The sequence below is a fragment of the Streptomyces sp. NPDC006739 genome, assembly GCF_042869815.1.
GTDB lineage: Bacteria > Actinomycetota > Actinomycetes > Streptomycetales > Streptomycetaceae > Streptomyces.
The window spans coordinates 121,936-144,462 of record NZ_JBIAGM010000016.1 but is presented as its reverse complement, the minus strand read 5'-3'; the positions used below and the strand labels follow the sequence as shown (position 1 = coordinate 144,462).

The window sequence follows — 22,527 nt, the reverse complement described above, 5'->3', positions numbered from 1 at the left end:
CCGCCGCGGTCCCGGCCACACCCCCTGACCCCGTCCGGCGGCGCGAACGTCCTGTCGCGCCCGCCCAGCCTCGCCCCGCCGGACGGTCTCACCACGCACGACACCACTCACAACAGGCCGACCAGCCCGACCCGACCGACCAGCCGACCACGCTGACCAGCCCGCTCGCCGATGTGCGAGCGGGCTTCTTCCGCAGCAGGCTGAAGGCATGACACATCCACCGACACAGTTCCCGCACATCGTGGTGCACGCCCCGGCCCTGGACGGCTCCCGGCGGGTCACCGAGGGAGACGTGACCCTGGGGATCGCCTCCCACCTGGACGACGTGGTCGAGATCCTGCGCATGGCCGACCTGGACCGGATCGAGGTCGAGGAGAGCGACCTCGTCGAGTGGCAGGGCGGCGGACCGGACGACTGGCCGGGACTGTCCGAGCACGAGGTGTGAGGCCACGGCGGTCGCGGCTCCCCGCGCGGCGAGGCACGCGGAAGGGGCGGCCCTCCCCCCGGAGGACCGCCCCTGGCACGTGACCGGGCCCGTCAGACCTTCAGCGGTCTGATGGACGTCGGCGCGTGCGCCGGCTCGGTCGCGATCTCCTCGAACTCGACCACGGCGCCGATGTCGTTGGTCTTCGACATCGCGATGTTCGTGACCCGCTCCAGGATCGCCTCGACGACCACCGGGACCCGGAACTCGGCGGCGAGCTTCTTGGCCTGTTCCAGCGCGGCACCCAGCTCGTTCGGGTCGGTGACCCGGATGGCCTTGCAGCCCAGCCCCTCGGCGACCTTGACGTGGTCGACGCCGTAGACGCCCAGCTCGGGCGAGTTGACGTTCTCGAACTCCAGCTTGACCTGGAAGTCGATGTCGAACGCCAGCTGCGCCTGGCGGATCAGGCCCAGATAGGAGTTGTTGACCAGCACATGGACGTACGGGATCTTGTGTTGCGCGCCGACCGCCAGTTCCTCGATCATGAACTGGAAGTCGTAGTCGCCCGAGAGCGCGACCACCTGGGCCTGCGGGTCGGCCTTGGCGACGCCCAGCGCGGCCGGGACGGTCCAGCCGAGGGGGCCCGCCTGTCCGCAGTTGATCCAGTGGCGCGGCTTGAAGACGTGCAGCATCTGGGCGCCGGCGATCTGGGAGAGGCCGATGGTGGAGACGTACCGGGTCTCCGGTCCGAAGGCCTTGTTCATCTCCTCGTAGACACGCTGCGGCTTGATCGGGATGTCGTCGAAGTGGGTACGGCGCTGGAGGGTCGCCTTCCTTTCCTGCGCGGAGGCCGCCCAGGCGCTGCGGTCGGGCAGCTCGCCGGCCGCCCTCGACTCCCGTGCGACCTCGACGAACAGCTCCAGGGCGGCCCTGGCGTCCGACGCGATGCCGTAGTCGGGAGCGAAGATCCTGCCGATCTGGGTGGGCTCGATGTCGACGTGCACGAACGTGCGGCCGGCCGTGTAGACGTCCAGCCGGCCCGTGTGTCGATTGGCCCAGCGGTTGCCGATGCCGAGGACGAAGTCGGACTCCAGGAAGGTCGCGTTGCCGTAGCGGTGCGAGGTCTGCAGGCCCACCATGCCGGCGTTCAGCTCGTGGTCGTCGGGCAGGACGCCCCAGCCCATGAGGGTGGGGACCACCGGGACGCCGGTCAACTCGGCGAACTCGACGAGGAGTTCGGCGGCGTCGGCGTTGATGACTCCGCCGCCGGCGACGATCAGAGGCCGCTCTGAGGCGTTGAGGAGACCGAGCGCCTTCTCGATCTGGGCGCGGGTCGCGGCGGGCTTGTAGACCGGGAGCGGCTCGTACGTCTCCGGGTCGAACTCGATCTCCGTCATCTGGACGTCGATCGGCAGGTCGACGAGGACGGGACCGGGTCGGCCGGAGCGCATCAGGTGGAAGGCCTGCTGGAAGACGCCCGGCACCTGGGCCGCCTCCAGCACGGTGACCGCCATCTTCGTCACCGGCCTGGCGATGGAGGCGATGTCGACGGCCTGGAAGTCCTCCTTGTGGATCACCGCCGTCGGGGCCTGGCCGGTGATGCACAGGATCGGGACGGAGTCGCCGATGGCGGAGTAGAGACCGGTGATCATGTCGGTGCCGGCCGGGCCGGACGTGCCGACGCAGACACCGATGTTGCCCGGGTGGGTGCGGGTGTAGCCCTCGGCCATGTGCGAGGCGCCCTCGACATGGCGGGCGAGGGTGTGCTGGATGCCGCCGGAGGCCTTGAGCGCCGCGTAGAAGGGGTTGATCGCCGCGCCCGGCACGCCGAAGGCGTCGGTGACGCCCTCGCGCTTGAGGATCTCAACTGCCGCGCGGGCAGCGGTCATACGAGCCATCGAGTACTCCTGCTTCGGCTGTCGGATGCGTACTCCCGTCGCGCCCCGCGGCGAGCACGGTCTCCAAGGTTTCCGTTTCCGCAAACTTTCACTATGCGGAATTTAACTTCTACTATCTGGAATCAATGTAGGTGGGAGGGTGAACGTCGTCAAGACAGGGACAAGCGGGGCGCGGCAGGAGCACGATGGGGACGGCTGTCCCGACGCGAGGCCCGGGAGGGGGCATGTGCGAGAGCCTGCCGGTGCGCTGCCCGGACTGTCGGCGCGAGCACGTCTACAGCGCGCCCGCGTACCCGTGCCCGTGCGGTGCCTCCGTGACTCCGCCCCTCGACCCCTCGGCCGATCCGGCCCGGGTCGAGCACCCCGTCTGGGACGAGGCGTGGGTCACCGTCGCGTGCGCCGCCTGCGGCCGCCGGGACCAGTGGCCGCACCCGGAACTGGGCTGCCCCTGCGGCACGCTCCTGCGCGTCCCCGTGACGACACCGGCCACGCCCGCCGCGCCCGGCCGGCCGCCGTCGAGAACCCCCACCACTCCCAGCACGGACCCGGCGCACCCCGACCCGGCCCACCAGGCCCCCGACACACCCACCCCGGCCGCCCGCCCCGCCGCGGACCCGGCCCGGCCGGCCTTCCAGCCGGTGGCCATCCGTACCGCCCTGGACGCGGTGACGGCCGCCGCTCTGTATCTGCGGTGGCTCGGCTACCGGGACATCCGGCGGGCCGACCAGCGGCCGCCTGCCGGGATCGGGCTGGCCGCCCGGGGGCTGCTGGCGCAGGTGGATCCGACGGTGCGCCCGGCCTCGACGCGGGACGTGGAGTGCCTGTGGCTGACCGCCATGACGGAGTCCGCCGGCTGCGTCTACTTCTCCCTCGCCGGGTACGCCGACGACGCCCGCCGCCGCGCCGACGACCTGGGCGTCCCGCTGTTCGTCCTCGACCTGACCGGCACGCCGCAACCGGTCAACGCCCCCGCCGACGATCTGGACGCGGCGGGGGCGTGACCCTCGGGATGCGATACGAGCGCTAGCGGGCGTGCCTCTCCCGCAGCTCCACCTTCCGTACCTTCCCCGACACCGTCATCGGGAAGGCGTCCAGGACGCTCAACCGGGTCGGCACCTTGTAGTGCGCCAGCCGGCCCCCGCAGAAGGACCGCAGTTCCTCCAGTGTGGGAGGGTCGGTCTCGTCCAGCGGGATCACGCAGGCCAGCACCTCCTCGCCGTACTTCTCGTGCGGCACCCCGACCACCTGGACGTCGCGGATCTTCGGGTGGCCGTAGAGGAACTCCTCGATCTCGCGGGGGTAGACGTTCTCGCCACCCCGGATGATCATGTCCTTGATCCGGCCGACGATCTCCACGTACCCGTCCTCGCGCATCACCGCGAGGTCGCCGGTGTGCATCCAGCGGCCGGGGTCGACGGCCTCGGCGGTCTTCTGCGGCTCGTTCCAGTAGCCGAGCATCACGCTGTAGCCGCGGGTGCACAGCTCACCCGCCGAGCCCCGGGGCAGGGTGACGCCGGTCGCCGGGTCCACGACCTTCACCTCCAGGTGCGGCAGGACCCGTCCCACCGTGCCCGTGCGGTGCTCCAGGTCGTCCTGGTTCCGCGTCTGCAGCGACACCGGCGACGTCTCCGTCATGCCGTAGCAGATGGAGACCTCCGCCATGTGCATCTCGGCCACCACCCGCTTCATCACCTCCACGGGACACGGGGAGCCCGCCATGATGCCGGTACGCAGCGTGGAGAGGTCGTACGTCGCGAAGTCGGGGAGGTTCAGCTCCGCGATGAACATGGTCGGGACGCCGTACAGGGAGGTGCAGCGTTCCCGCTGGACGGCCTCCAGCGTGGCCCGCGGGTCGAAGGACGGGGCCGGGACGACGATGCAGGCGCCGTGCGAGGTGGCGGCCAGATTCCCCATGACCATGCCGAAGCAGTGGTAGAACGGGACCGGGACACACACTCGGTCCTGCTCGCTGTAGGCGATCAACTCCCCCACGAAGTAGCCGTTGTTGAGGATGTTGTGGTGGGAGAGGGTGGCCCCTTTGGGGAAGCCCGTCGTGCCCGAGGTGTACTGGATGTTGATCGGGTCGTCGCAGGACAGGTCCGGGAAGGGCGCCGGGGTCCCGCGGGCGATCAGCGCGTCCCAGCTCGGGTCGGCGATGTAGACGGTCTCCCGCAGTTCCGGGCACCGCCCCCGGACCTGCTCCACCATCGCCCGGTAGTCGCTCGTCCGGTGGCTGAGCGAGGCGAACAGCAGGGAGATCCCGGCCTGCTGGAGGACGTACTCCACCTCGTGCGTGCGGTACGCCGGGTTGATGTTCACCATGATCGCGCCGATCCGGGCGGTGGCGTACTGCACCAGCACCCACTCGGCGCAGTTGACCGCCCAGATGCCCACCCGGTCGCCCTTGGCGACCCCGCTCGCCAGCAGCGCGTACGCCAGCCGGTCCACGTCGGCGGCGAACTCGGCGTACGTCCAGCGCCGTCCGGACGCCACCTCGACCAGCGCCTCCCGGTCGGGCCAGGCGGCCACCGTCCGGTCCAGGGAGGCGCCGATCGTGTCCCCGAGCAGCGCGGTCCCACCGGTTCCGTGGGCGTACGACAGTTCGCTCACCGGAAGTCCTCCTCGCGGTACTCGTTCGCGGAGCCCGCGGCCGTGGCCTCGCGCAGCTCGATCCGGCGGATCTTGCCGGAGACGGTCTTGGGCAGCGCCGCGAACTCCAGCCGGCGGATGCGCTTGTAGGGGGCGAGGACCTCCCTGGAGTGCTCGAACAGCACCTTCGCCGTGTCCGGCCCCGGCTGCCAGCCGTCCGCCAGGACGACGTACGCCTTGGGCACCGCGAGCCGCACCTCGTCCGGCGCGGGCACCACGGCCGCCTCGGCCACCGCCGGGTGCTCCAGCAGTGCGCTCTCCAGCTCGAACGGGGAGATCTTGTAGTCGGACGCCTTGAACACGTCGTCGCTGCGTCCGATGTACGTCAGATAGCCGTCCTCGTCCCGCGACGCGACGTCGCCGGTGCGGTAGTAGCCGCCCGCCATCGCCTCCGCCGTACGGTCCGCGTCGCCGTGGTAGCCGGCCATCAGGCCCACCGGCCGCGCCGACAGGTCGAGCGCGATCTCGCCCTCGGCCGCGCCGGGCGCGCCGGAGACCGGGTCGAGCAGTTCGACGCGGTAGCCGGGGCTCGGCCGCCCCATGGACCCGGTCTTCAGCAACTGGCCGGGGCTGTTGGAGACCTGGACGGCGGTCTCGGTCTGTCCGAAGCCGTCCCGGACCGTGACGCCCCAGGCCCGGCGCACCTGCTCGATGACCTCGGGGTTGAGCGGCTCACCGGCGGCCACGGCCTCGCGCGGCGGGGTGGCCAGCCGGCCCAGGTCGGCCTGGACGAGCATGCGCCACACGGTCGGCGGGGCACAGAACGTGGTCACACCGGCCCGGTCCATCTCGGCCATCAGCCGGGCCGCGTCGAAGCGGGTGTAGTTGTGGATGAAGACGGTCGCCTCCGCGTTCCACGGCGCGAACAGATTGGACCAGGCGTGCTTGGCCCAGCCGGGCGAGGAGATGTTCAGGTGCACGTCGCCGGGCTTGAGGCCGATCCAGTACATCGTGGCCAGATGGCCGATCGGGTACGAGGTGTGGGTGTGCTCGACCAGCTTGGGGTGGGCGGTGGTGCCCGAGGTGAAGTACAGCATCAGCGGGTCGTCGGCCAGGGTGGGGCCGTCGGGGAGGAACTCGGCGGACGCGGTGTACACGTCCTCGTACGGCTCCCAGCCCTCCTCCGGCAGCCCGCCCACGGCGATACGGGTGTAGGCGCCGGGGACCTCCGCGAACTTGGCCGTGTCCTCGGCGCGTACCAGCACGTGCTTCACCCGCCCGCGCTCCACCCGGTCGCGCAGGTCGGCGGGGCCGAGCAGCGGGGTGGCCGGGATGACGACCGCGCGCAGCTTCATCGCCGCCAGCGCCGTCTCCCACAGCTCGGCCTGGTTGCCGAGCATGACGAGGATGCGGTCCTCGGCGGCCACGCCCCGCGCGCGCAGCCAGTTCGCGGCCCGGTTGGAGCGCTCGGCCAGTTCGGCGAAGGAGAGCCGGGTCTCGGTGCCGTCCTCCTCGACGATGTGCAGGGCGGTGCGGTCGTTGCCGTAGGCGATGACGTCGAACCAGTCCAGCGCCCAGTTGAAGTGCTCGGGGCGCGGCCAGCCGAAGCCCTCGTAGGCGGTGGCATAGTCCTCACGGTGTTCCAGCAGGAAATCCCGCGCGCTGCGGAACACATCCGTCGCCGTCATTCGTCCTCCTCGGTACCGGACCGTTGCCGGGCGGCTCTCTGGCATCGTGTAGTCCGTGACGCAGGTCTCACTACCCCCGAACGGGGGTGTGGACCTCACCAGGCTGCGACGAAGGGGCGGACAGGTGGTGGCAGACACGGCGGGGGCGGTGGAGATACGCGACGCGCTGGCCCGGCTGCGGCGCACGACGGGGCTCCCGGTCGCCTTCGGCGGCCTGGTGGCGGCCGGCCGGCCGCAGCTGCGCATCAGCGAGCTGAGCGGCACCCTCACCGTGGCCCTGCGCTCGGTCGCGGTGACCTCGGGCAACGGTCTGGGCGGCAAGGCGGTGGAGCTGGCCCGCCCGTGCGCCGTCACGGACTACTCGTCCTCGCGGCAGATCAGTCACGAGTACGACATCCCGGTGGCCGCCGAGGGCATCCGCTCGGTGCTGGCGGTGCCGGTGGTGGTGCGGCGCCGGGTGCGCGGGGTGCTGTACGGCGCGCTGCGCACGGCCCAGCCGCTGGGCGAACGCACGCTGGACGCGGCGGTGGCGGCGGCCCGGGACGTGGAGCACGCGCTGGTGGTGCGGGACGAGGCGCGGGCGCTGCTGGGGGCCGCCCGGCCGGTACCGGCCGCGTCCGAGGACCCGGGTGCGGGGGCGGCCTGGGAGCAGGTGCGCGAGGCGCACGCGGCGCTGCGGGCCCTGGCGCCCCGGATCCCGGACCCGGCGCTGCGGGCCGAACTCCTGGCGGCCTGCGGGCTGCTGACCGCGCCCCACCCTGCGTCGGGGGCGAGTCTGGCACCCCGGGAGCTGGATGTGCTGGCCTGTGTGGCGGAGGGGGCCACCAACGCGGTGGCGGCCGAACGGCTGCGACTGCGCCCGGAGACGGTGAAGGGCTATCTGCGCTCGGCGATGCGGAAGCTGGGCGCGCACACGCGCGGGGAGGCGGTGGCGGCGGCGCGGCGGGCCGGGCTGCTGCCGTAGGGCCTCCGTAGCGAGGGGGTGGCGCGGGGCTGGCGGTGGGCAGCGGGGAGAAACCCCTTTCCATTCATGCGGAGGTGCTTTGAATTTCCTCATGCATGGCGCGCCGGTGACCGCTGTTATTTCCCTCACCACTCCTTCCGTCCGGATTTCAAGGTACGTTGCCTAGAATTTGGCCCGGACACGACACACGAGGGGAGCGGTGACCGTGCGACGGGACTTCCAGGAGCCTGCCCGATGCCGCCCCGCCCTGGTCATCGGCCGGGAGGACCTGTTCACTGCCGCCCGTGAGCAGCTGACCTCGGGCGGCAGTGTGCTCCTGCACGGCCCCGCCGGAATAGGGAAATCGACCGTCCTGCGGGCATTGGCCGAGGAATACGGCGCCACCGCCCGCACCGTGTTGCGCTGCTCGGCCACCGAGTCCGAATCGCACCTGCCCTTCCTGGCCCTCGCCGACCTCCTCGGCCTGGTCCTCGACGAGGTCTCCGCCCGGCTCCCCGCCGCCCAGCGCACCGCCCTGGAGTCGGCGCTGACCGGACGCGGCGAGTCCAGCCTCCGGCGCGACGGGCTCGCGCTGCGCCTGGCGGTGCTGTCCGCGCTGCGCGCGCTGGCCGCCGAGGGGCCCGTCCTGGTCGTCGCCGACGACCTGCAGTGGCTGGATCCGGCCAGCTCCGAGCTGCTCGGCTTCGCCGCCCGCCGGCTCGGCGGCACCCCGGTCCAACTGCTGTGCGCGGTGCGGACCGAGAGCCAGGAGTACGACCGTCATCTGCGCGGGTCACCGCCCGACACGCTGGCCGTCCGCCTCGGCCCGCTCTCCCGCGCCCAGGTCTCGCAACTGCTCGACCACCGCGGCCACACCGGTCTGCCCCGCTCCACGGTCCGCGAGATCCACCGCACCAGCGGCGGCAACCCGCTCTTCGCCCTGGAACTCGGCCGGGCCCTCACCGAGAGCCCGACCCCGCCCAGGGCGGGCGAGCCGCTGCCGGTGCCGACCTCGCTGCGCGCGCTGGTGCTCAGCCGGCTGGACATGCTCTCGGTCGAGGCCCGCCGCACCCTGCTGGTGGCCAGCGCCGGCGCCCGCCCGACCCCCGCCCTGCTGCACGCGGCCGGCCGGGAGAACGCCGAGGCCGAGTGCGCCCAGGCCGCCGAACTCGGGCTGCTGTCCACCGAGCCGGAGGGCCCCACCGTACGCTTCGCGCATCCGCTGATCTCGGCCGCGCTGTACGCGGAGGCCCCCGCCCAGGAACGGCGGGCCGCCCACGCGGCCCTGTCCACCGCCGCCTCGGACCCCATCGAGCGGGCCCGGCACCTGGCCCTGGCCACCACCGGCACCGACCCGGACGTGGCCGCCAGGCTCGCCGAGGCCGCCGCGCTGGCCCGCGACCGGGGGGCGCCCTCGGTGGCCTCGCGGCTGGGGCTGCTCGCCGCCCGCCACACCCCCGCCGACAGCGTGCCAGGACCGGACGAGCGCCGGCTGCAGGCCGCCGAGGACGCGATCACCGCCGGGGAGGTCGACCTCGCGCAGGACATCGCCCGCGAGGTGCTGACCCGGGCGACCGTGCCGGTGGACCGGGTGCGGGCCTGGATCATCGTGATCGACACGGCCGGTCACACCATGACGGAGGTCGACGCGGCCTTTCCGCAGGCCCTCGCCGACGCGGGCGACGACCCCCGGCTGCTCGCCCTGGTCCACTACCAGCTCGCCTGGCGGACGCTGATCGTGGAGGGCGACTTCACCGGCGCCCGGGAGGCCGCCGCGCACGCCGCCGACCTGGCCGCCCGCGGCGCCGACCGGCGCACCGAGCTGCTGGCACTGGCCTTCCAGGCGCAGATCGAGACCCTGATGGGCCATCCGGCGGCACCCGTCACCATCAAGCGCGCCCTCCAGGAGCCGCAGGACCCGAGGGTGGCGTGTCATCACAACGGCGCGGGCAGCGCCCGGTTCCGCTGGCTGGTCATGGGCGACCAGCTGGCCGAGGCCCGGGCGACCGTAACGGCACTGCTGCGCGAGGTGCGGCGGCGCGGGTCGGTGGAGAGCGAGGTGCACTTCCTGCGCGGGCTCGCCGAGACCGAGCTGCGCTCCGGACACTGCGGGCAGGCGCTGGACCTGGCCCGCGAGAGCCTGCGGCTGGCCCACGACTCCGGGATCGGGGAGACGGCCTCCGCGATGCTCACCTCGCTCGCCGAGGCCTCCGGCGGGGACGTGGACCGGGCGCTGGCGCTGGCCCGGGAGGCGGTGGAGCACGCCGAGCAGGACGGCGACCAGATGTACCTGTCCCGGGCTCTGGGCGCCCTCGGGCACGCCCAGTTGGTGGCCGGCGACCCGGCGGGCGCGGTGCGCTCGCTGCGCCGGGTGCGTGAGCTGGAGGCGGGCCTGGGCATCACCGACCCGGCGCGCGGCCGCTGGCACGGCGACCTCGCCGAGGCGCTGGTCCGGGTCGGTGAGCCGGCCGAGGCGCAGGACGTCATCGACGCCACCCGCGAGCACGCGCTGCGGCTCGGCCGGGAGAGTGTCCTCGCCGTGCTCGACCGGGCGGAGGCGCTGGTGCGGGCCGCCCACGGCGACCGGGAGGCGGCCGTCTCCCAGTTGACCTCGGCTCAGGACCGGCTGGCCAAGCTCGGGTACGGGCTGGAGGAGGCGCGGGCCGCGTTCGAGCTGGCCCGGCTGCGCACCCGGCGCCCGGGCGCCACCTCGTACGACGAGCCCACCCGGCTCTTCCGCCGCTGCCGTGCGCTGCCCTGGCTGCGCCAGGTGGCGGAGGCCGCCTCGGCTCCCGAGCCGCAGCCGCCCGTCCTGCCCGCGCCGGAGCCCCTGGACGCCCTGTCGGGCCTGGCCTCGATGGAGCGTCAGGTCGCGGCGCTGGTCATGGAGGGCGCCACCAACCGGGAGATCGCCGCGCGGCTGTTCATCAGCGTCAAGACCGTGGAGGCGACCCTGACCCGGGTCTACCGGAAGCTGGGGATCCGTTCGCGGGTGGACATCGTCCGTTTGGCGGCGGCCCGGCGCGCGAAGTGAGAGCGCTCCCGGTTAACTGAGCCGGACCGAGGGTTTTCCCTCCCCTACTCCCTTAGGGGGTTCCCTCATTGGGAGGGCCGGGTTCCGGGTCCTAGCGTAAGGGCATGCCGCTCGCCCGGGCATGCGGGGGTCGGTCCCGCGATCCCCGTGTACACCCCCCACACCCGTGCGACCCCCCACCGGCAACCCCACTGAGGAGACTCATGTTCGGGCTCACTCGTGCTAGAACCGCGGCCCCGCTGGTGGCCGCAGCCGCCGCCGCGTCCGCGCTGACCGCCGCCCCTCCGGCTGTCGCCGCACCCCAGCCCATCGTCGGCGGCACGACGACCACCACCACCGACTACCCGTTCGTCATGCAGATCACCGACGCGTCCGGCAACCAGTTCTGCGGCGGCACCCTGGTCGCCGCCGACAAGGTCGTGACCGCCGCGCACTGCATGGCGGGCGAGAGCACCGGCGGTGTCCGCGTGGTCGGCGGCCGGACCTACCTCGACGGGACCAACGGCACGGTCAGCAAGGTCAGCAAGATCTGGATCAACCCGGACTACACGGACGCCGCCAACGGCGACGACGTGGCCGTGCTGACCCTGTCCACGTCGATGCCGTACACCCCGGCGGCGTACGTGTCCTCCTCCCAGACGGACGTGTACGCGGCCGGCACCACCGCCCGCATCCTCGGCTGGGGCACCACCTCGGAGAACGGCAGCTCCTCCAACCAGCTGCGGACCGCGACCGTGCCGGTCGTGGCCGACTCCAGCTGCAAGAGCTCCTACGGTTCGGACTTCGTCCAGACCGACATGGTTTGCGCCGGATACACGTCCGGCGGCGTAGACACCTGCCAGGGCGACAGCGGCGGTCCCCTGCTCATCGGGGGCGTCCTGGCAGGGATCACTTCTTGGGGCGAGGGGTGCGCGGAGGCGGGCTACCCGGGTGTCTACACCCGGCTGGCCACCTTCTCGGACCTGGTGACCGCGCAGGTCCACTCGTGACCAGGTGAGAGACCAGGGGGCGTTGCGGGCTTCCACGAGCAGCCCGCAACGCCCCCTGTCCAAGCGCGCTACTTGTCGGCGGTGAGCTTGCCGGCCGCGCCCCAGCTGTCCGCCGGGACCTCGTGGATCCACACCTGCACGGTCTCCGCCGGGATCCGGTAGGCGTCGACGAAGGCGTCGGTGACGCGCTTGACGAGGTCCCGCTTCAGCTCGGTGTCGCGCGGGCCCTGCTGGATGGTGACGATCGGCATCGCTGAACTCCCTCGGAACGTTTCCTGTTCGGTGGGTCCAGTCCATCGCAGGGCGGGCCCGTGACCAAGGGGCAGCTCGCGACAGCAGCGATCAGCTTTCGTGATCGCCGCAGGCCAGCAGCAGGTCGTCCAGGTGCGGGGTGGGGGCGGAGGCGGGTACGGCCAGGCCGGTGGACAGGGCGAGGCCGGGCGCGCGGAAGGGCAGGTAGGCCACCTTGGGGGTGTGGAGCACCCGCGCGTGGGAGGCGTAGACGACCGTCCACAGCGGACGGGCGCCGATGGTGGCGAGGGTGTCCTGGAGGGAGCCGGTGAAGGGGCCCGGCACCGGCTCGAAGCCGGCCTGGTGGCAGGCGCCCACGACCAGGTCGACCAGGGCGGGGTTGGTGCGGCGCGGGGTGAGTGCGAGGGGCAGGGCGGCGAGGTCGGCGAGGTCGATCTCCGGGCGGGCGGCGAGCGGGTGCGCGGCGGGCAGGGCGGCCACCAGCGGGTCGGGCCACAGCGGCAGGATCCGTACGCCGGGCGGTGCGTCGGCGGACCGGACGAACGCGGCGTCCAGCCGGCCGCCGGCGACCGAGCCCAGCCGCTCGGCGACCGGCAGCGAGACCAGTTCGACCGGCACGTCGGGGGCCCGCTCGGCGAACGCGGCGAGCACCCGGTCCAGGTGCGCGCCGAGTCCGGTACTGGTGCCGATGCGCAGCACCGCGGGCGCGGCCACGGCGGCGCGGGCCTTCTCGGCGGCGGTCAGCACCGCCCGCGCCTCGGGCAGCAGCCGCTCCCCCGCCGCCGTCAGCCGCACCCGGCGCGGGGACCGGTCGAACAGGGCGGCGCCCAGTTCCCGCTCCAGTCGCTGTATCTGCTGGCTGACCGCCGACTGCACGATGTGCAGCCGCTCGGCGGCCCGCCCGAAGTGCAACTCCTCGGCGACGGCGACGAAATAGGTGAGCTGCCGCAGTTCCATGGCGACGACTGTAGAGGCCCTACGGGCGGGCGTACGGCCGGGTCAGGATCTCCATGTTGTGGCCGTCCGGGTCCTCGAAGTAGGCGCCCCGGCCGCCGAACAGGTCGTTGGTCCGGCCCGGTTCGCCGTGGTGCGGGTCGGCATAGTAGGTGATGCCCGCCGCCTCCAGACGGGCGATCATGCCGTCGAACTCCTCCTCGGGCACGAGGAAGGCGTAGTGCTGCGACTGGATCGGCTCGTCGCGCTTCTCGTAGAAGTCGACGGTCACGCCGTTGGCGAGGTCCACGGGGAGGAACGGGCCGAAGGGGGCGCCGACGCGCAGGCCGAGTATGCGGGCGAGGAACTCCGCCGACGTGCGCCGGTCGTAGGCGTAGATGTTGGTGTGGTTCAGCTGGACGGACATGCGTGGGTGTCTCCGGTCTCGGGATCCGCTGGGAAGGCGCCGGTACGGGCGCCGGGCGAGGAAACTCGGAGGGGACGGCGGGGCTCTGGCCCGCCTCGCGCTCACGCCGAGGCCGGGAACCTCACTCGTGCGTGGCCCATGGCCGACCCGGCAGTCACACCACGAACTGTAGTGACGGGCTCACGGCCGGGGCAACGCCTTTTCCGACCGCACGCCGCACCGCCGCACCGCCGCGGCTCACCGCCCCGCCACCGTGCCGAACCGGATGTCGTACGACTCCCCGGGATGCAGAGTGGCCAGCATCCGCTCCGCCTCGGTCACGACCTCCCGCCGCCGGTCCCGGGTGAGCGTGCCGAAGGGCTCGATGACGAGGGTGTCGCCGTCCGGCTTCCAGATCCCGGCCAGGAAGCCGTCGACCAGGAAGGTGCGGTAGGCCTGGTTGGCGCGCCAGCTGCGGCCCCAGTACTCGGGCGGTATGACCCGGGTGCGGTCGGCGTGGGAGAGCAGGAGGTTGTCGAACTCGGGCAGGAAGCGGGGCGGGGCCGGGGTGTCCGGGTCGGGGCGGGGGGCGTCGGGCAGGTCGAACAGTTCGACCCCGGTGTCGTCGCGGAAGGTGAGCAGCCCCGGGCGCAGCCGTTCGAAGGCGTCCCGCAGGCGGGTCAGTCCGGCCCAGGTCTGCATGTCCCGCACGGACGCCGGGCCGAAGGCGGCGAGATAGCGCAGGACCGTCGCGTCGGGCGCCGGGACGGGTTCGGCCGGCCGGCCCAGCCAGTGCTCGGCCGTGGTGAGCGCGACCCGACCGGAGCGGCCCCACAGTCCGCGCGGGGTGACCTGGACGAGGGGCAGCGTGCAGCGGGCGGCGACGCCGAGGGCCTGCGGGTCGGCGTCCGGCCACTGGGCGAGCAGGGCCTCGCGCAGCTGCGCCATGGTGCGCGGCTCGGACTCGACCAGCTCGCGGGCGAGCGAGGCCAGCCGGTCCAGGTCGACGCCGGCCAGTCCCTTGCGGAAGGCGTTCAGCTCACGGTCGCGGGCGGGCTGGACCAGCGGGCGCAGGGTGAGGCAGTCGTCGGCGGTGTGGGTGTGGATGGTGGAGCGCAGGGTGACGATGCGGACGGCCCCACGGTCGGCCAGCAGACCGGACAGGTCCTGCGGGGCGAAGGCGTCGAGGCGGGCGGCGAGGGCGTAGTACGGCGGCTTGACGTTCTGTGCCTGCAGGCCCAGCAGGTGCTCCACGGCGGCCCGCGCGGACAGCGGGGAGCGGCGCAGCAGCAGCTGGCGCTCCAGGGTCGCCCGGTTGAGGGCGCGTACGGTGATCCGCCCGGCGGTAGGGGTGTCGTGCGCGTTCCGCTTCGTCATGGACGGCACGCTAACGGCCGTCGCGGACAGTTTCTGTCCGGATCAGGTCACGTGGTCGCACACCGAGGGCAGCCAGTTCAGGCCGGGGGCCTTGCCGAGGGTGTCCAGGTTCTTGAGCAGCCGGTCCAGGTTCCGGGACTGGGGGCGGGCCAGGAAGTCGATGGTGGCCTGGGCGAAGGCGTCGCGCACCGCCGGCGGCATGGCGTCGGAGGCGTCGAAGCAGTGCACCGCCCGGTCGTCGAGGAGCGTGGCGGCCAGGGAGCGGTGCCAGGAAGTGGTGTCCGAGGCACTGGGCGGTGTCACCTCGGCGTCGACGGAGAACCCGGACTCCGTGCCGCTCCACGCCTGCTGGGCGGGGACCGAGGCGAGGTAGCGGATCAGTTTCCTCGCCTCCGGGGTCGCGTGCAGCAGGGCGACCAGGTCGCCGGAGACCTCCCAGGAGTCGGTGGCGGTGACCTGGGGGAACAGCTCGGCGGACGGAACGTACCGGCCGTTCACCCGTCCCCACGCCGGCTGCTGGGTGCGGATGAACGACGCCTGGTGCTCCAGCGTGCAGCGCCGCGGCCGTGCGGTGACGTACTCGGACGCCTTCTGGTACTCGGTCATCAGCGCGCGCCGGGCCAGTTCCTCGTTCCCCGCCGGGCCCAGCACCAGGTCGCGCCAGGTGGTCCAGGCCCGTCTCACCTCCTTGGACTGCCAGGACAGCTCCCCGCGCGCCCACTGCTGGTACTTCTGCCAGCCTGACTGCTGCAGGACGAGGTCCTCGATCCAGTCCGTGCCGGGCCAGCCGCTGGTCGCGCCGGACCCCATGCCGAGGCACCACTGGGCCGGCTGGTTCTTCGCCTTGGCGAGCTGCTCCGCGCTCGTGTCCCCGGGGAACCAGACGACGCTCTTGAGGTCCGCCTTGAGCGGGAACCAGTAGACGTGGCCGTCGAAGGGCGTCGCCCAGGACCGGCTGAAGTCCCCCTCGGGGATGAGGTTCTCGACCGGCTGGAGCTGCTGGTCGTGGACGTAGGAGGCGAGTTCGCCGGGGCCGGTGAGCACGGCCACGTCGGGCGGGGTGCCCGCCTCCACGTCGGCGCTGAGCACCTGGCTCTCGGCGGAGCTGCCCTGGTAGTCGACGTGGACGTGGTACTCGGCCTCGAAGGGGGCGATCACCGCGTCCCGGAAGTTCCGTTCGTCGCCGCCGGTCCAGTTGGCGAGCAGGGTGACGGTCGGCTCCTGGCCGAGGACGCGTACGCCGTGGACGAGCGCCGCGGCCAGCAGGACCAGGCAGCCGGCCAGGACGGTGAGGGTGCGGGCGGCCGGGCGGGGCAGCCGGCGCCGGGCGTCGGGGGCGGCCGTGGCGGGGCCGCTGCCGGGGGCGCTCACCGGGGCCGGAACCGGTAGTCGTTGATGTGCTGCCGCAGGCCCGTCTCGGCCAGTGCCATGAGCAGGACGCCTCCTATCACGATCCATACGGCCACCGCCGCGCGGAAGCCGGTGTCCGCCAGGTACGAGGCGGTGTGCTGTCCGGCGGCCCGGAGGTCCGGGCCGGACAGGCCCCGGCCGAGCAGTCCACGGGTGTCCGCCATGCCCTGGTGGGTCCACACCGTGAACAGCACCAGGGGCACGAACCCGCCGCCCAGCAGCGCGACGGCGGCGAGGAGGTGGCGGTTGTAGCGGCGCCGGAAGCGGCGCCGCAGGAAGAGCTGGGTTTCCAGCAGGGCCGCCGCCAGAGCGAGGACGAGCAGCGTGGTGAGGCTCCAGCCGAGCCAGAGCGCCCAGCCGAAGGAGGTCTGCTGCCCGACCACGCGCCGCTGGTCGTCGCGCAGCTGGGTCAGCCGCTGCTCGATGCCGGAGTCGCCGCCCTTGAGGACGCTCGTCGCGTAGCTGAGGTAGGCCTCGCGCAGCACCTTGCTGTCGGGCTCCAGTTGGGCCTGCTGGACCATGCCGGTGTACACGGTGATCAGGCCGGCGGCCGTCTGCACGGCCTGTCGGCCGGACGAGCCTCCGATGCCGTCGGCGGCGGCGCTCGCCAGGCTCTGCGCGGCGACCGAGATCTGCTTCTGGAACTCGCTGGTGGACGGGGTGCCGGCGGTGGCCTCGGCCTGGGCCCGGTCGAGGGCGTACAGGGCGGTGTCGATGGAGATCACGGCGGGCGCGCTGGAGGTGCGCAGCGGGTCGGCGTCCCCGTGCACGCCCTCGTAGGACAGGAAGAGGCACAGGGTCAGCGCGGCGGTCAGGGCCAGCAGCAGGCGGCGGCGCGTCGAGAGGTCGCGGGCGGTGGTGCTGGCCCCGTCCGCGGGACCGGTTCCGGCGCGGAGGAGGCGGGACAGGAGACGGATGGGGCCCACGGGCCGCGCCGTACGCTCCCGGCCCGTTCCGGCCGTGCCCCGCACCGGGGTGCCACCCGGGCTCGTGGCCGCGCTCATCCGGGCTCCACCGGCAGCCGCCCGCAGTTGTGGACGCCGCCGCAGTAGACGGAGTCGGGCGGGCCCTTCCACCCGCACTTCGGGCACTGGACGAGACGGTCGGCACCGACCGGGGGACCGTTCTCGCGCCGGCCGCCGTCCGAAGGTCGCGGAGCGGGGTCGGGGGCGGCCGGGGGGACGGGGTCGGGTGGCGTGGTGATGGCGGTCGTCAGGATCAGGCGGTGCCAGTGGACGTCCCTGATCCCCTCGCGGAGGTGCCCGGAGCCCGGCTCGTCCTCCAGCCGGCGCAGGGTGGCGAGCAGGTCGGTGTCGCCCAGTTCCCTCGCCAGCGCCAGGGCGCGCGCGAACTCGCCGTCCGCCTCCAGGGCGTCGGTGCGCTGCCACGCCCGGTACGCCGCCACGACCGCCGCGTTCGTCCGCTGGTACAGCCGGCTGCGGTGGACGGCGGAGTACACCTCGGAGGGGTCCGCGGGCTCGTCGTTCCAGTTGACGAGGATCGGCACCGGGGCGGGCAGCCGTACCGGCCGGCCGAAGTCGGGTACGTCGAGTTCGACGGCCGCCAGCTGGAGGTCCTCGCCGGTCGCCCGGCCCGTGGGATCGGCGGCCAGCACGACCTGGTAGTGGCGGACCTCCTCGCCCCAGGCCCGGGTGACGTACTCGGCCCGGCCGCCGAAGGCGGTGGCGGCCAGCGGGTCCTGCTCGGTGGGGACGATCTGCCGGACCTCGCGGATCACCGTGCCGGGGTTGGGGGTGAGCCGGATCCGCAGTTCCGGGACCGTCTTGCCGAGCAGTCCGGTCACCAGCCTCTCGTAGACGGCGGGCAGTTCGGACTCGCGCTCGACCGCGCCGGCCTGTCCGTGCAGCCGGCGCGCGATGCGCAGCAGTTCGCCGCTGTCCCAGCCCTCGCCGATGCCCCACACATCGCAGACGAACCGTCCCTCGCAGGCGTCCAGGGCGGTGTCCAGTCGCATGGCCACCCTGGGGTCGTCGTCGTGCTCGTTGCGCCCGTCGGTGAGCAGCAGGACGTGTTTGATGGGGGCGCTCTGCTCGGTCAGCAGCCGCCGGGCGAGGTAGAGCCAGGTGCCGATGGCGGTGCCGCCGTCCGCGTCGAGGGTCCGCACCACGCGTTCGGCGGCCCGGCGCTCGGCCGGACCGGCCACGGCCATCGCGGTGCTGCCGGGGCCCGGGTAGACCACGGTGGCGTTGAAGCGCCCGGACAGTACGGCGAACGGGGTGCCGTCCGGCAGCAGCCGGATCGCGGCGACGGTGGCGTCCTTGGCGGCGTGCAGCTTGTCGTCGGGGTGGAGCATCGACCGGGAGGTGTCGACGACGAGCACCTCGGCGAGGGCGGGGCCCGGGGCGCGGGGGGCGTCCGCGCCGGGATCGCCGCCGGTGTTCCCGACCGCGATCCGCAGCACGGCGTACATCTGCGGGTCCTCGGTGGACGTCCTGCCGGTCGGCAGGACGGACAGGGACTTCTCCTGGCCGACCTCCAGGGTCACCTCGATGCCGGCGGCCACGCTCATGGCTGTGCTCCCTTTCCCGGGCTGGTCATCGGCGGTCAGAAGGTGGTGACCGGACGGACGGCGTGCGCCAGGTCGAGCAGCCGGCCGTGTTCGCCGGCGGTGCGGGCCTGGGCGGCCAGCTGCCGGAAGGACTGTTCCAGCAGGCTGCCCAGCCGGTCCCTGGTACCGGAGCCGAACAGGCTTCCGGTCGGCAGCTCCGGCCCCCAGCCCTGCTCGGGCAGGCAGCGCAGCACGTTCTCCCGTATCTCGGCGACCAGCCGGGCCCGGGACTCGCCCTCGGCGGCACCGCTGTCCAGCCGCAGCTCGGGCAGCCGGCGGGCCGCGTCGCGCAGGTCGGACACCGACGGCGGCCGGCCCCGCAGGACGCCGGCGCGGATGCGCACCGCGGCGGTCCGGGCGGCGTCGTAGTGCCGTGAGGTGGAGGGGACGTCGTCGAGGACGGCCACGGCCGCGTCGCGGTCGCCGGCCAGCAGGTGGACGCGGGCCAGGCCGAAGCCGGCGATCGCGTGGGCGAAGTCCCGGCTGCGGACGGCGTCGTAGAACGGTCTGGCCCGGGCGGGTCCCGCGTCGCCGCCGCGTTCGGCGCAGTAGCCGAGGGCCAGCTTGGGCGCGTACTCGCCGGGCAGCGCCCGGTACACCGCGTCGAAGCAGGTGTCGGCCTGCCGTACCCGCCCGTCGCTCAGGTGCAGGACGCCCTGGTGCCAGGCGATGCGCCAGTCGTACGGGGCGGCCCGCTCGCCGAGCTGGGTCCTGGCCTCCTCCAGCCAGGTCCCGGCCTTCGTCGGCTGTCCCTTCCTGAGGTAGGCGCGGCACAGCCACAGCGCGGTCTCCGGGGTGCCGAGCCGGGACTCGCGGCGCCACTGGTCGGCGATCCGGTCGGGGGCGTCGGGCGGGAAGGTGTCCAGCAGCAGAGCCGCGCCGTCGTCCGGGTCGGGGACGGGCTGCGGCAGGGCGGCCGCCACCTCGGCCGCGTCGGGCGGGGAGATGTCCAGCTCGCCCGCGCTGCCCTCGGGGCGGCCGGTCCACCGGCTCAGCGAGGGGATGTCCCCGAGTCCGGCGTCGAGGCAGGCGTCGGTGGGGCGGAACCGGGTGGAGCTCTGCGGCAGTTGCTCACCGAACCGCAGCGAGCGGAACTCGCGCAGCACTTCCCAGAGTTGGCGTGACATCTCGGCCGCCGAACGGAACCGGGCGCGGGGTTCGGGATGGGTGGCCCGCTGGACGAGTCGGCGGAAGGACTCGTGGGCGAGACCCGGGGCCCGTTCGGCCGTCCGGTACAGGTTCTCCAGCGTGGTGCCGACGGTGTAGAGGTCGCTGTCGACGTGCCAGCCGCGGTCCTCGATCTCGCGCCGGGGCGGTGCGAACGCGCTGGTGTACACGTAGGCGGAGGTGTGGTCGTCGTGGGCCCGGACGGCGCCGAGGTCGATGACCTTGACGGCCCGCTGGAAGTGGATGACGTTGGCGGGCTTCACGTCGCAGTAGAGCAGGCCCCTCTCGTGCATGTACTCCAGGGCGCCGAGGATCTTGCAGCCGTAGGTGAGCAGGTGGTCCAGGCGGGGGCCGTCCCGGAAGGTCCGGCCGACGTCGTCGGCGTCGAACAGTTCCTGGAGGGAACGGCCGCCGATGTAGTCCATGACGAGGTAGCCGTGGGTCGACCGGTCGTCGGCCCGGTGCTCGGCGTAGGTGATGATGCGGACGATGTCGGGGTGGTGCAGGTCGGTCAGCGAGCGGCGTTCCTCGACGGCCTGCCGGCGTGCTTCCGAGTCGTTGGCGTTGATCAGCCCCTTGAGGACGACGCGGTAGCCGGCGGCGCGGGTGTCCTCGGCGAGGTAGACCCAGCCGAGACCGCCGCGGGCCAGACAGCCGCGCACCCTGTAGTGGTCCGCGACCACGTCGCCCTCCCGCAGCTGGGGCAGGAAGGAGTAGCGGGTGCCGCAGCGCGGGCAGTGGCCGGAGACGGGGGCGGGCTGTCCGCCGTAGCCGACGCCGATCATCATGGTGCAGCCGTCCGCCCCGCAGGGGCGTCCCCCGGTGGGCGGTCCGGGTTCCTCGAGCTGCTCGTCCGGGGCCGGGGCGGGGATCTCGGGCAGGACGACGAGTCCGTGCTGGTCGAGGTCGCCGAGACCGGCGACGGCGTGGTACGGCGTGGGGCCGGGGGCCTCCGCGGGGCCGGCGGCGGGGTCCGGGCCGGGTGGCCGCGCCCGCGGCTCCTCGTGCTTGCGGCCGCAGGTGTCGCAGTAGCCGGTGCCCAGGATGTGGCCGGCGCAGCCGGGGCGGACGCACGAGGTCATGAGGCGTCCTCCGTCCCGGAGGCCATGCCGGAGCAGAAGGTGATGAACCGTCTGGCCGCGGCTTCCGCCTCCTCCAGGTCGCAGGGGCTGTGCCGCAGCAGCGACGCCGCGCCCTCGTAGCGCCGGTAGGCCTCCCCGGCGCGGTCGCCGTCCGCCCGGGTCCGCGCCTCGCACAGCGGCCACGCGGCCTTGACGCGGCCGAGGAGTTCCTCGCGGCGCCTGATCCGGACGTCGAGGACGCCGATCGCCTGTTCCAGCCGCTCCCGGCGGCGTTCGACGGCGTCCTCGTAGGTGAACAGCAGGTCGGCGCGGCCGGGGCCCTTCTCCTCGTCGCTCATGTGGTCCACCCATTCCCGCAGCAATCGGGTGCGCCGTACGGCGGTGTCGGCCTTGTCCAGCAGGCGTGCGGTGTCGGGGGCCGGGCCGGGCGTCACCCGGTCCCGGCGCTCGACGAGGGCGAGGCCCAACTCGTCGACGGTCCGGACGATCTCGCCGCGCAGCTGGGACCAGCGGTCCTTCAGCGGGCGGTCGACGAGGGTCTCGGCGGTCTGTTTGCAGAGGTCGCCGCGCCGGCGGAAGACCAGCAGCAGCCGGGCGCCCCGCTGGGCGAGCCGTCCCAGCGTGCCCACCAGCGCCTCGGGTTCGGCCGCCTGGTCGACACCGATCAGTACGGCGGTGAGCGGGACGTGGAGTGCGCCGAGTTGTTCGGGCAGCGGTTGCAGCGCGTCGTTGCGCAGCCCGAGGCGCGCGGCGACGCGGTCCAGCACCTGGCCGACGGTCATGCCCCTGACGTGCAGGACGAGGTCATGGCCGCCCACCGGGGGGACGGTCTCGCTCGGGCCCTGGGCGAAGGCGTCGGTGCTGTACCGGGTGCGCAGTTCCCGGTCGGCGAGGACGGTCGCCCGCTCCAGGGTCCAGGCCCGGTCGCCCCGCGCCTGGACGGCCGTGACGAGCACCGGCCAGCCCTCGCCCCGGTACCAGGCGGCCAGTTCGGTGGCGAAGGGCTCGTCGAGGGTGCCCGGGTGGGTGGCGTGCCGGTGCTCGTGGCCGCGCTCGCCGTCCGCCCACCGCTCGACCACGCGGAGATGGCCCAGGATCGTGTCGGTGGGGCTCATGTAGCTGAAGCGGGAACCCGAACCCTCGTCCACGCTGAGCACGATGCCGATCACCCGGTCGGTCTCGGCGTCGATCACTCCCCCGCCGCTGAACCCCGGCACGACCAGCTCACCGTTCTGCGGCCGTAGTTGCACCCTGTTGTCGCCGCCCTGGACGCCGACCACGACGGCGCCGTGCCACAGGCCGCCGTCGGCGCCCTCCGGGAAGCCGTACATGAGCACGGGCATCTCGCGCGGGGCGCGCCGGCACAGCCGGGTGGTGTCCGCGGCGGGTCTGGGCGTGGCCAGGCGCAGCAGGGCGACGTCCCCGCTGTCACCGAAGGTGTCCTCGCGGTGCGGGCGGTACTCGTGCGCGCCGACCGTGGCCCGCACGCCCGGGGCGTCGGGGGTCACGACGAAACGGACGACGTACTCCCGCCCCGGTTCGACCAGATGGGCGGCGGTGAGCACCACATCGGGCGCGAGCAGCACCCCTCCGCCCAGAATTCCCCCGTCGGGCCGCTCGATGCGCGCGACCCAACGCGGCACCTGTAACGGCCTCCTGACGGCCCCGTCCCCCGTGCGCGTCATGTCACACGAGGTTACTCCGAGCACCACTGCGGTACCACTGGTCGTGCACGGATCGTGACCCTGGGCGCACAGGGCGCGGGG

17 protein-coding genes are annotated in these 22,527 nt (G+C 73.3%); 5 read left to right on the top strand and 12 right to left on the bottom strand.

Annotated features, from left to right (window positions below; genetic code table 11):
* Nucleotides 1–208 precede the first annotated feature (208 nt).
* Nucleotides 209–445, top strand: a complete 237-nt coding sequence (locus tag ACFYMM_RS29220) for a hypothetical protein (protein ID WP_388391673.1) — start codon at nt 209–211, stop codon at nt 443–445.
* A 92-nt stretch (nt 446–537) separates the two neighbouring features.
* On the opposite strand, the gene gcl is transcribed toward ACFYMM_RS29220, so the two are convergent.
* On the bottom strand, nt 538–2,322 hold the full coding sequence (gene gcl / locus ACFYMM_RS29215; protein WP_388391671.1) for a glyoxylate carboligase: 1,785 nt from the start codon (nt 2,320–2,322) through the stop codon (nt 538–540).
* A gap of 224 nt (nt 2,323–2,546) precedes the next feature.
* Between gcl and ACFYMM_RS29210 the strand changes: the two genes are divergently transcribed.
* Nucleotides 2,547–3,323: a hypothetical protein gene (locus ACFYMM_RS29210; protein ID WP_388391669.1), complete on the top strand. Its 777-nt coding sequence runs from the start codon at nt 2,547–2,549 to the stop codon at nt 3,321–3,323.
* A 22-nt stretch (nt 3,324–3,345) separates the two neighbouring features.
* Here ACFYMM_RS29210 and ACFYMM_RS29205 read toward each other — a convergent pair whose 3' ends face one another.
* Both ACFYMM_RS29205 and ACFYMM_RS29200 read right to left on the bottom strand, forming a co-directional pair.
* Nucleotides 3,346–4,923, bottom strand: coding sequence for an AMP-binding protein (locus tag ACFYMM_RS29205; RefSeq protein ID WP_388391785.1), 1,578 nt, complete (start codon nt 4,921–4,923; stop codon nt 3,346–3,348).
* Nucleotides 4,924–4,928: 5 nt separating this feature from the next.
* On the bottom strand, nt 4,929–6,599 hold the full coding sequence (locus ACFYMM_RS29200) for an AMP-binding protein (protein WP_388391667.1): 1,671 nt from the start codon (nt 6,597–6,599) through the stop codon (nt 4,929–4,931).
* Between the two features lie 124 nt (nt 6,600–6,723).
* Here ACFYMM_RS29200 and ACFYMM_RS29195 point away from each other — a divergent pair, with 124 nt between their 5' ends.
* The 3 genes from ACFYMM_RS29195 to ACFYMM_RS29185 all read left to right on the top strand — a co-directional run bounded on the left by ACFYMM_RS29195 (nt 6,724) and on the right by ACFYMM_RS29185 (nt 11,565).
* Nucleotides 6,724–7,563, top strand: a complete 840-nt coding sequence (locus ACFYMM_RS29195) for a response regulator transcription factor (protein ID WP_388391665.1) — start codon at nt 6,724–6,726, stop codon at nt 7,561–7,563.
* A gap of 199 nt (nt 7,564–7,762) precedes the next feature.
* Nucleotides 7,763–10,576, top strand: a complete 2,814-nt coding sequence (locus ACFYMM_RS29190) for an AAA family ATPase (RefSeq protein WP_388391663.1) — start codon at nt 7,763–7,765, stop codon at nt 10,574–10,576.
* A gap of 203 nt (nt 10,577–10,779) precedes the next feature.
* On the top strand, nt 10,780–11,565 hold the full coding sequence (locus tag ACFYMM_RS29185) for a S1 family peptidase (RefSeq protein WP_388391662.1): 786 nt from the start codon (nt 10,780–10,782) through the stop codon (nt 11,563–11,565).
* Between the two features lie 68 nt (nt 11,566–11,633).
* Here ACFYMM_RS29185 and dmpI read toward each other — a convergent pair whose 3' ends face one another.
* The 9 genes from dmpI to ACFYMM_RS29140 form a co-directional block, all read right to left on the bottom strand.
* On the bottom strand, nt 11,634–11,816 hold the full coding sequence (gene dmpI, locus ACFYMM_RS29180; protein WP_208784516.1) for a 4-oxalocrotonate tautomerase DmpI: 183 nt from the start codon (nt 11,814–11,816) through the stop codon (nt 11,634–11,636).
* A gap of 91 nt (nt 11,817–11,907) precedes the next feature.
* A complete protein-coding gene (locus ACFYMM_RS29175) occupies nt 11,908–12,774 on the bottom strand; it encodes a LysR family transcriptional regulator (RefSeq protein ID WP_388391659.1) in 867 nt (288 codons plus the stop codon).
* Nucleotides 12,775–12,793: 19 nt separating this feature from the next.
* Nucleotides 12,794–13,177 carry a VOC family protein gene (locus ACFYMM_RS29170; protein WP_388391657.1) on the bottom strand — a complete coding sequence of 128 codons (384 nt, stop codon included), beginning with the start codon at nt 13,175–13,177 and terminating at the stop codon, nt 12,794–12,796.
* A 237-nt stretch (nt 13,178–13,414) separates the two neighbouring features.
* Complete coding sequence (locus tag ACFYMM_RS29165) at nt 13,415–14,533, bottom strand: winged helix DNA-binding domain-containing protein (protein WP_388391655.1); 1,119 nt, start codon at nt 14,531–14,533, stop codon at nt 13,415–13,417.
* A 42-nt stretch (nt 14,534–14,575) separates the two neighbouring features.
* A complete protein-coding gene (locus ACFYMM_RS29160; protein ID WP_388391653.1) occupies nt 14,576–15,904 on the bottom strand; it encodes an extracellular solute-binding protein in 1,329 nt (442 codons plus the stop codon).
* Nucleotides 15,901–16,947, bottom strand: coding sequence for a hypothetical protein (locus tag ACFYMM_RS29155; protein WP_388391651.1), 1,047 nt, complete (start codon nt 16,945–16,947; stop codon nt 15,901–15,903). Before ACFYMM_RS29155 ends, ACFYMM_RS29160 begins: the two co-directional genes overlap by 4 nt.
* The gene (locus ACFYMM_RS29150; protein WP_388391649.1) at nt 16,944–18,473 is read right to left on the bottom strand and encodes a VWA domain-containing protein; all 1,530 of its coding nucleotides are present in this window, start codon (nt 18,471–18,473) and stop codon (nt 16,944–16,946) included. Before ACFYMM_RS29150 ends, ACFYMM_RS29155 begins: the two co-directional genes overlap by 4 nt.
* Nucleotides 18,474–18,508: 35 nt before the next feature.
* Nucleotides 18,509–20,761: a tetratricopeptide repeat protein gene (locus ACFYMM_RS29145; protein WP_388391648.1), complete on the bottom strand. Its 2,253-nt coding sequence runs from the start codon at nt 20,759–20,761 to the stop codon at nt 18,509–18,511.
* Nucleotides 20,758–22,404 (bottom strand): serine protease, encoded by a 1,647-nt coding sequence (locus tag ACFYMM_RS29140; RefSeq protein WP_388391646.1) that lies wholly within the window; start codon nt 22,402–22,404, stop codon nt 20,758–20,760. The genes ACFYMM_RS29145 and ACFYMM_RS29140 overlap by 4 nt, the downstream gene beginning before the upstream one ends.
* Between the last annotated feature and the right edge of the window lie 123 nt (nt 22,405–22,527).

What these genes read in the sequence shown, in the direction of transcription:
- ACFYMM_RS29220 (WP_388391673.1), top strand. Translation starts at nt 209, where the DNA reads ATGACACATCCACCGACACAGTTCCCGCACATCGTGGTGCACGCCCCG.
- gcl (WP_388391671.1), bottom strand. Translation starts at nt 2,322, where the DNA reads ATGGCTCGTATGACCGCTGCCCGCGCGGCAGTTGAGATCCTCAAGCGC.
- ACFYMM_RS29210 (WP_388391669.1), top strand. Translation starts at nt 2,547, where the DNA reads ATGTGCGAGAGCCTGCCGGTGCGCTGCCCGGACTGTCGGCGCGAGCAC.
- ACFYMM_RS29200 (WP_388391667.1), bottom strand. Translation starts at nt 6,599, where the DNA reads ATGACGGCGACGGATGTGTTCCGCAGCGCGCGGGATTTCCTGCTGGAA.
- ACFYMM_RS29185 (WP_388391662.1), top strand. Translation starts at nt 10,780, where the DNA reads ATGTTCGGGCTCACTCGTGCTAGAACCGCGGCCCCGCTGGTGGCCGCA.
- dmpI (WP_208784516.1), bottom strand. Translation starts at nt 11,816, where the DNA reads ATGCCGATCGTCACCATCCAGCAGGGCCCGCGCGACACCGAGCTGAAG.
- ACFYMM_RS29175 (WP_388391659.1), bottom strand. Translation starts at nt 12,774, where the DNA reads ATGGAACTGCGGCAGCTCACCTATTTCGTCGCCGTCGCCGAGGAGTTG.
- ACFYMM_RS29170 (WP_388391657.1), bottom strand. Translation starts at nt 13,177, where the DNA reads ATGTCCGTCCAGCTGAACCACACCAACATCTACGCCTACGACCGGCGC.
- ACFYMM_RS29165 (WP_388391655.1), bottom strand. Translation starts at nt 14,533, where the DNA reads ATGACGAAGCGGAACGCGCACGACACCCCTACCGCCGGGCGGATCACC.
- ACFYMM_RS29155 (WP_388391651.1), bottom strand. Translation starts at nt 16,947, where the DNA reads ATGAGCGCGGCCACGAGCCCGGGTGGCACCCCGGTGCGGGGCACGGCC.
- ACFYMM_RS29150 (WP_388391649.1), bottom strand. Translation starts at nt 18,473, where the DNA reads ATGAGCGTGGCCGCCGGCATCGAGGTGACCCTGGAGGTCGGCCAGGAG.
- ACFYMM_RS29145 (WP_388391648.1), bottom strand. Translation starts at nt 20,761, where the DNA reads ATGACCTCGTGCGTCCGCCCCGGCTGCGCCGGCCACATCCTGGGCACC.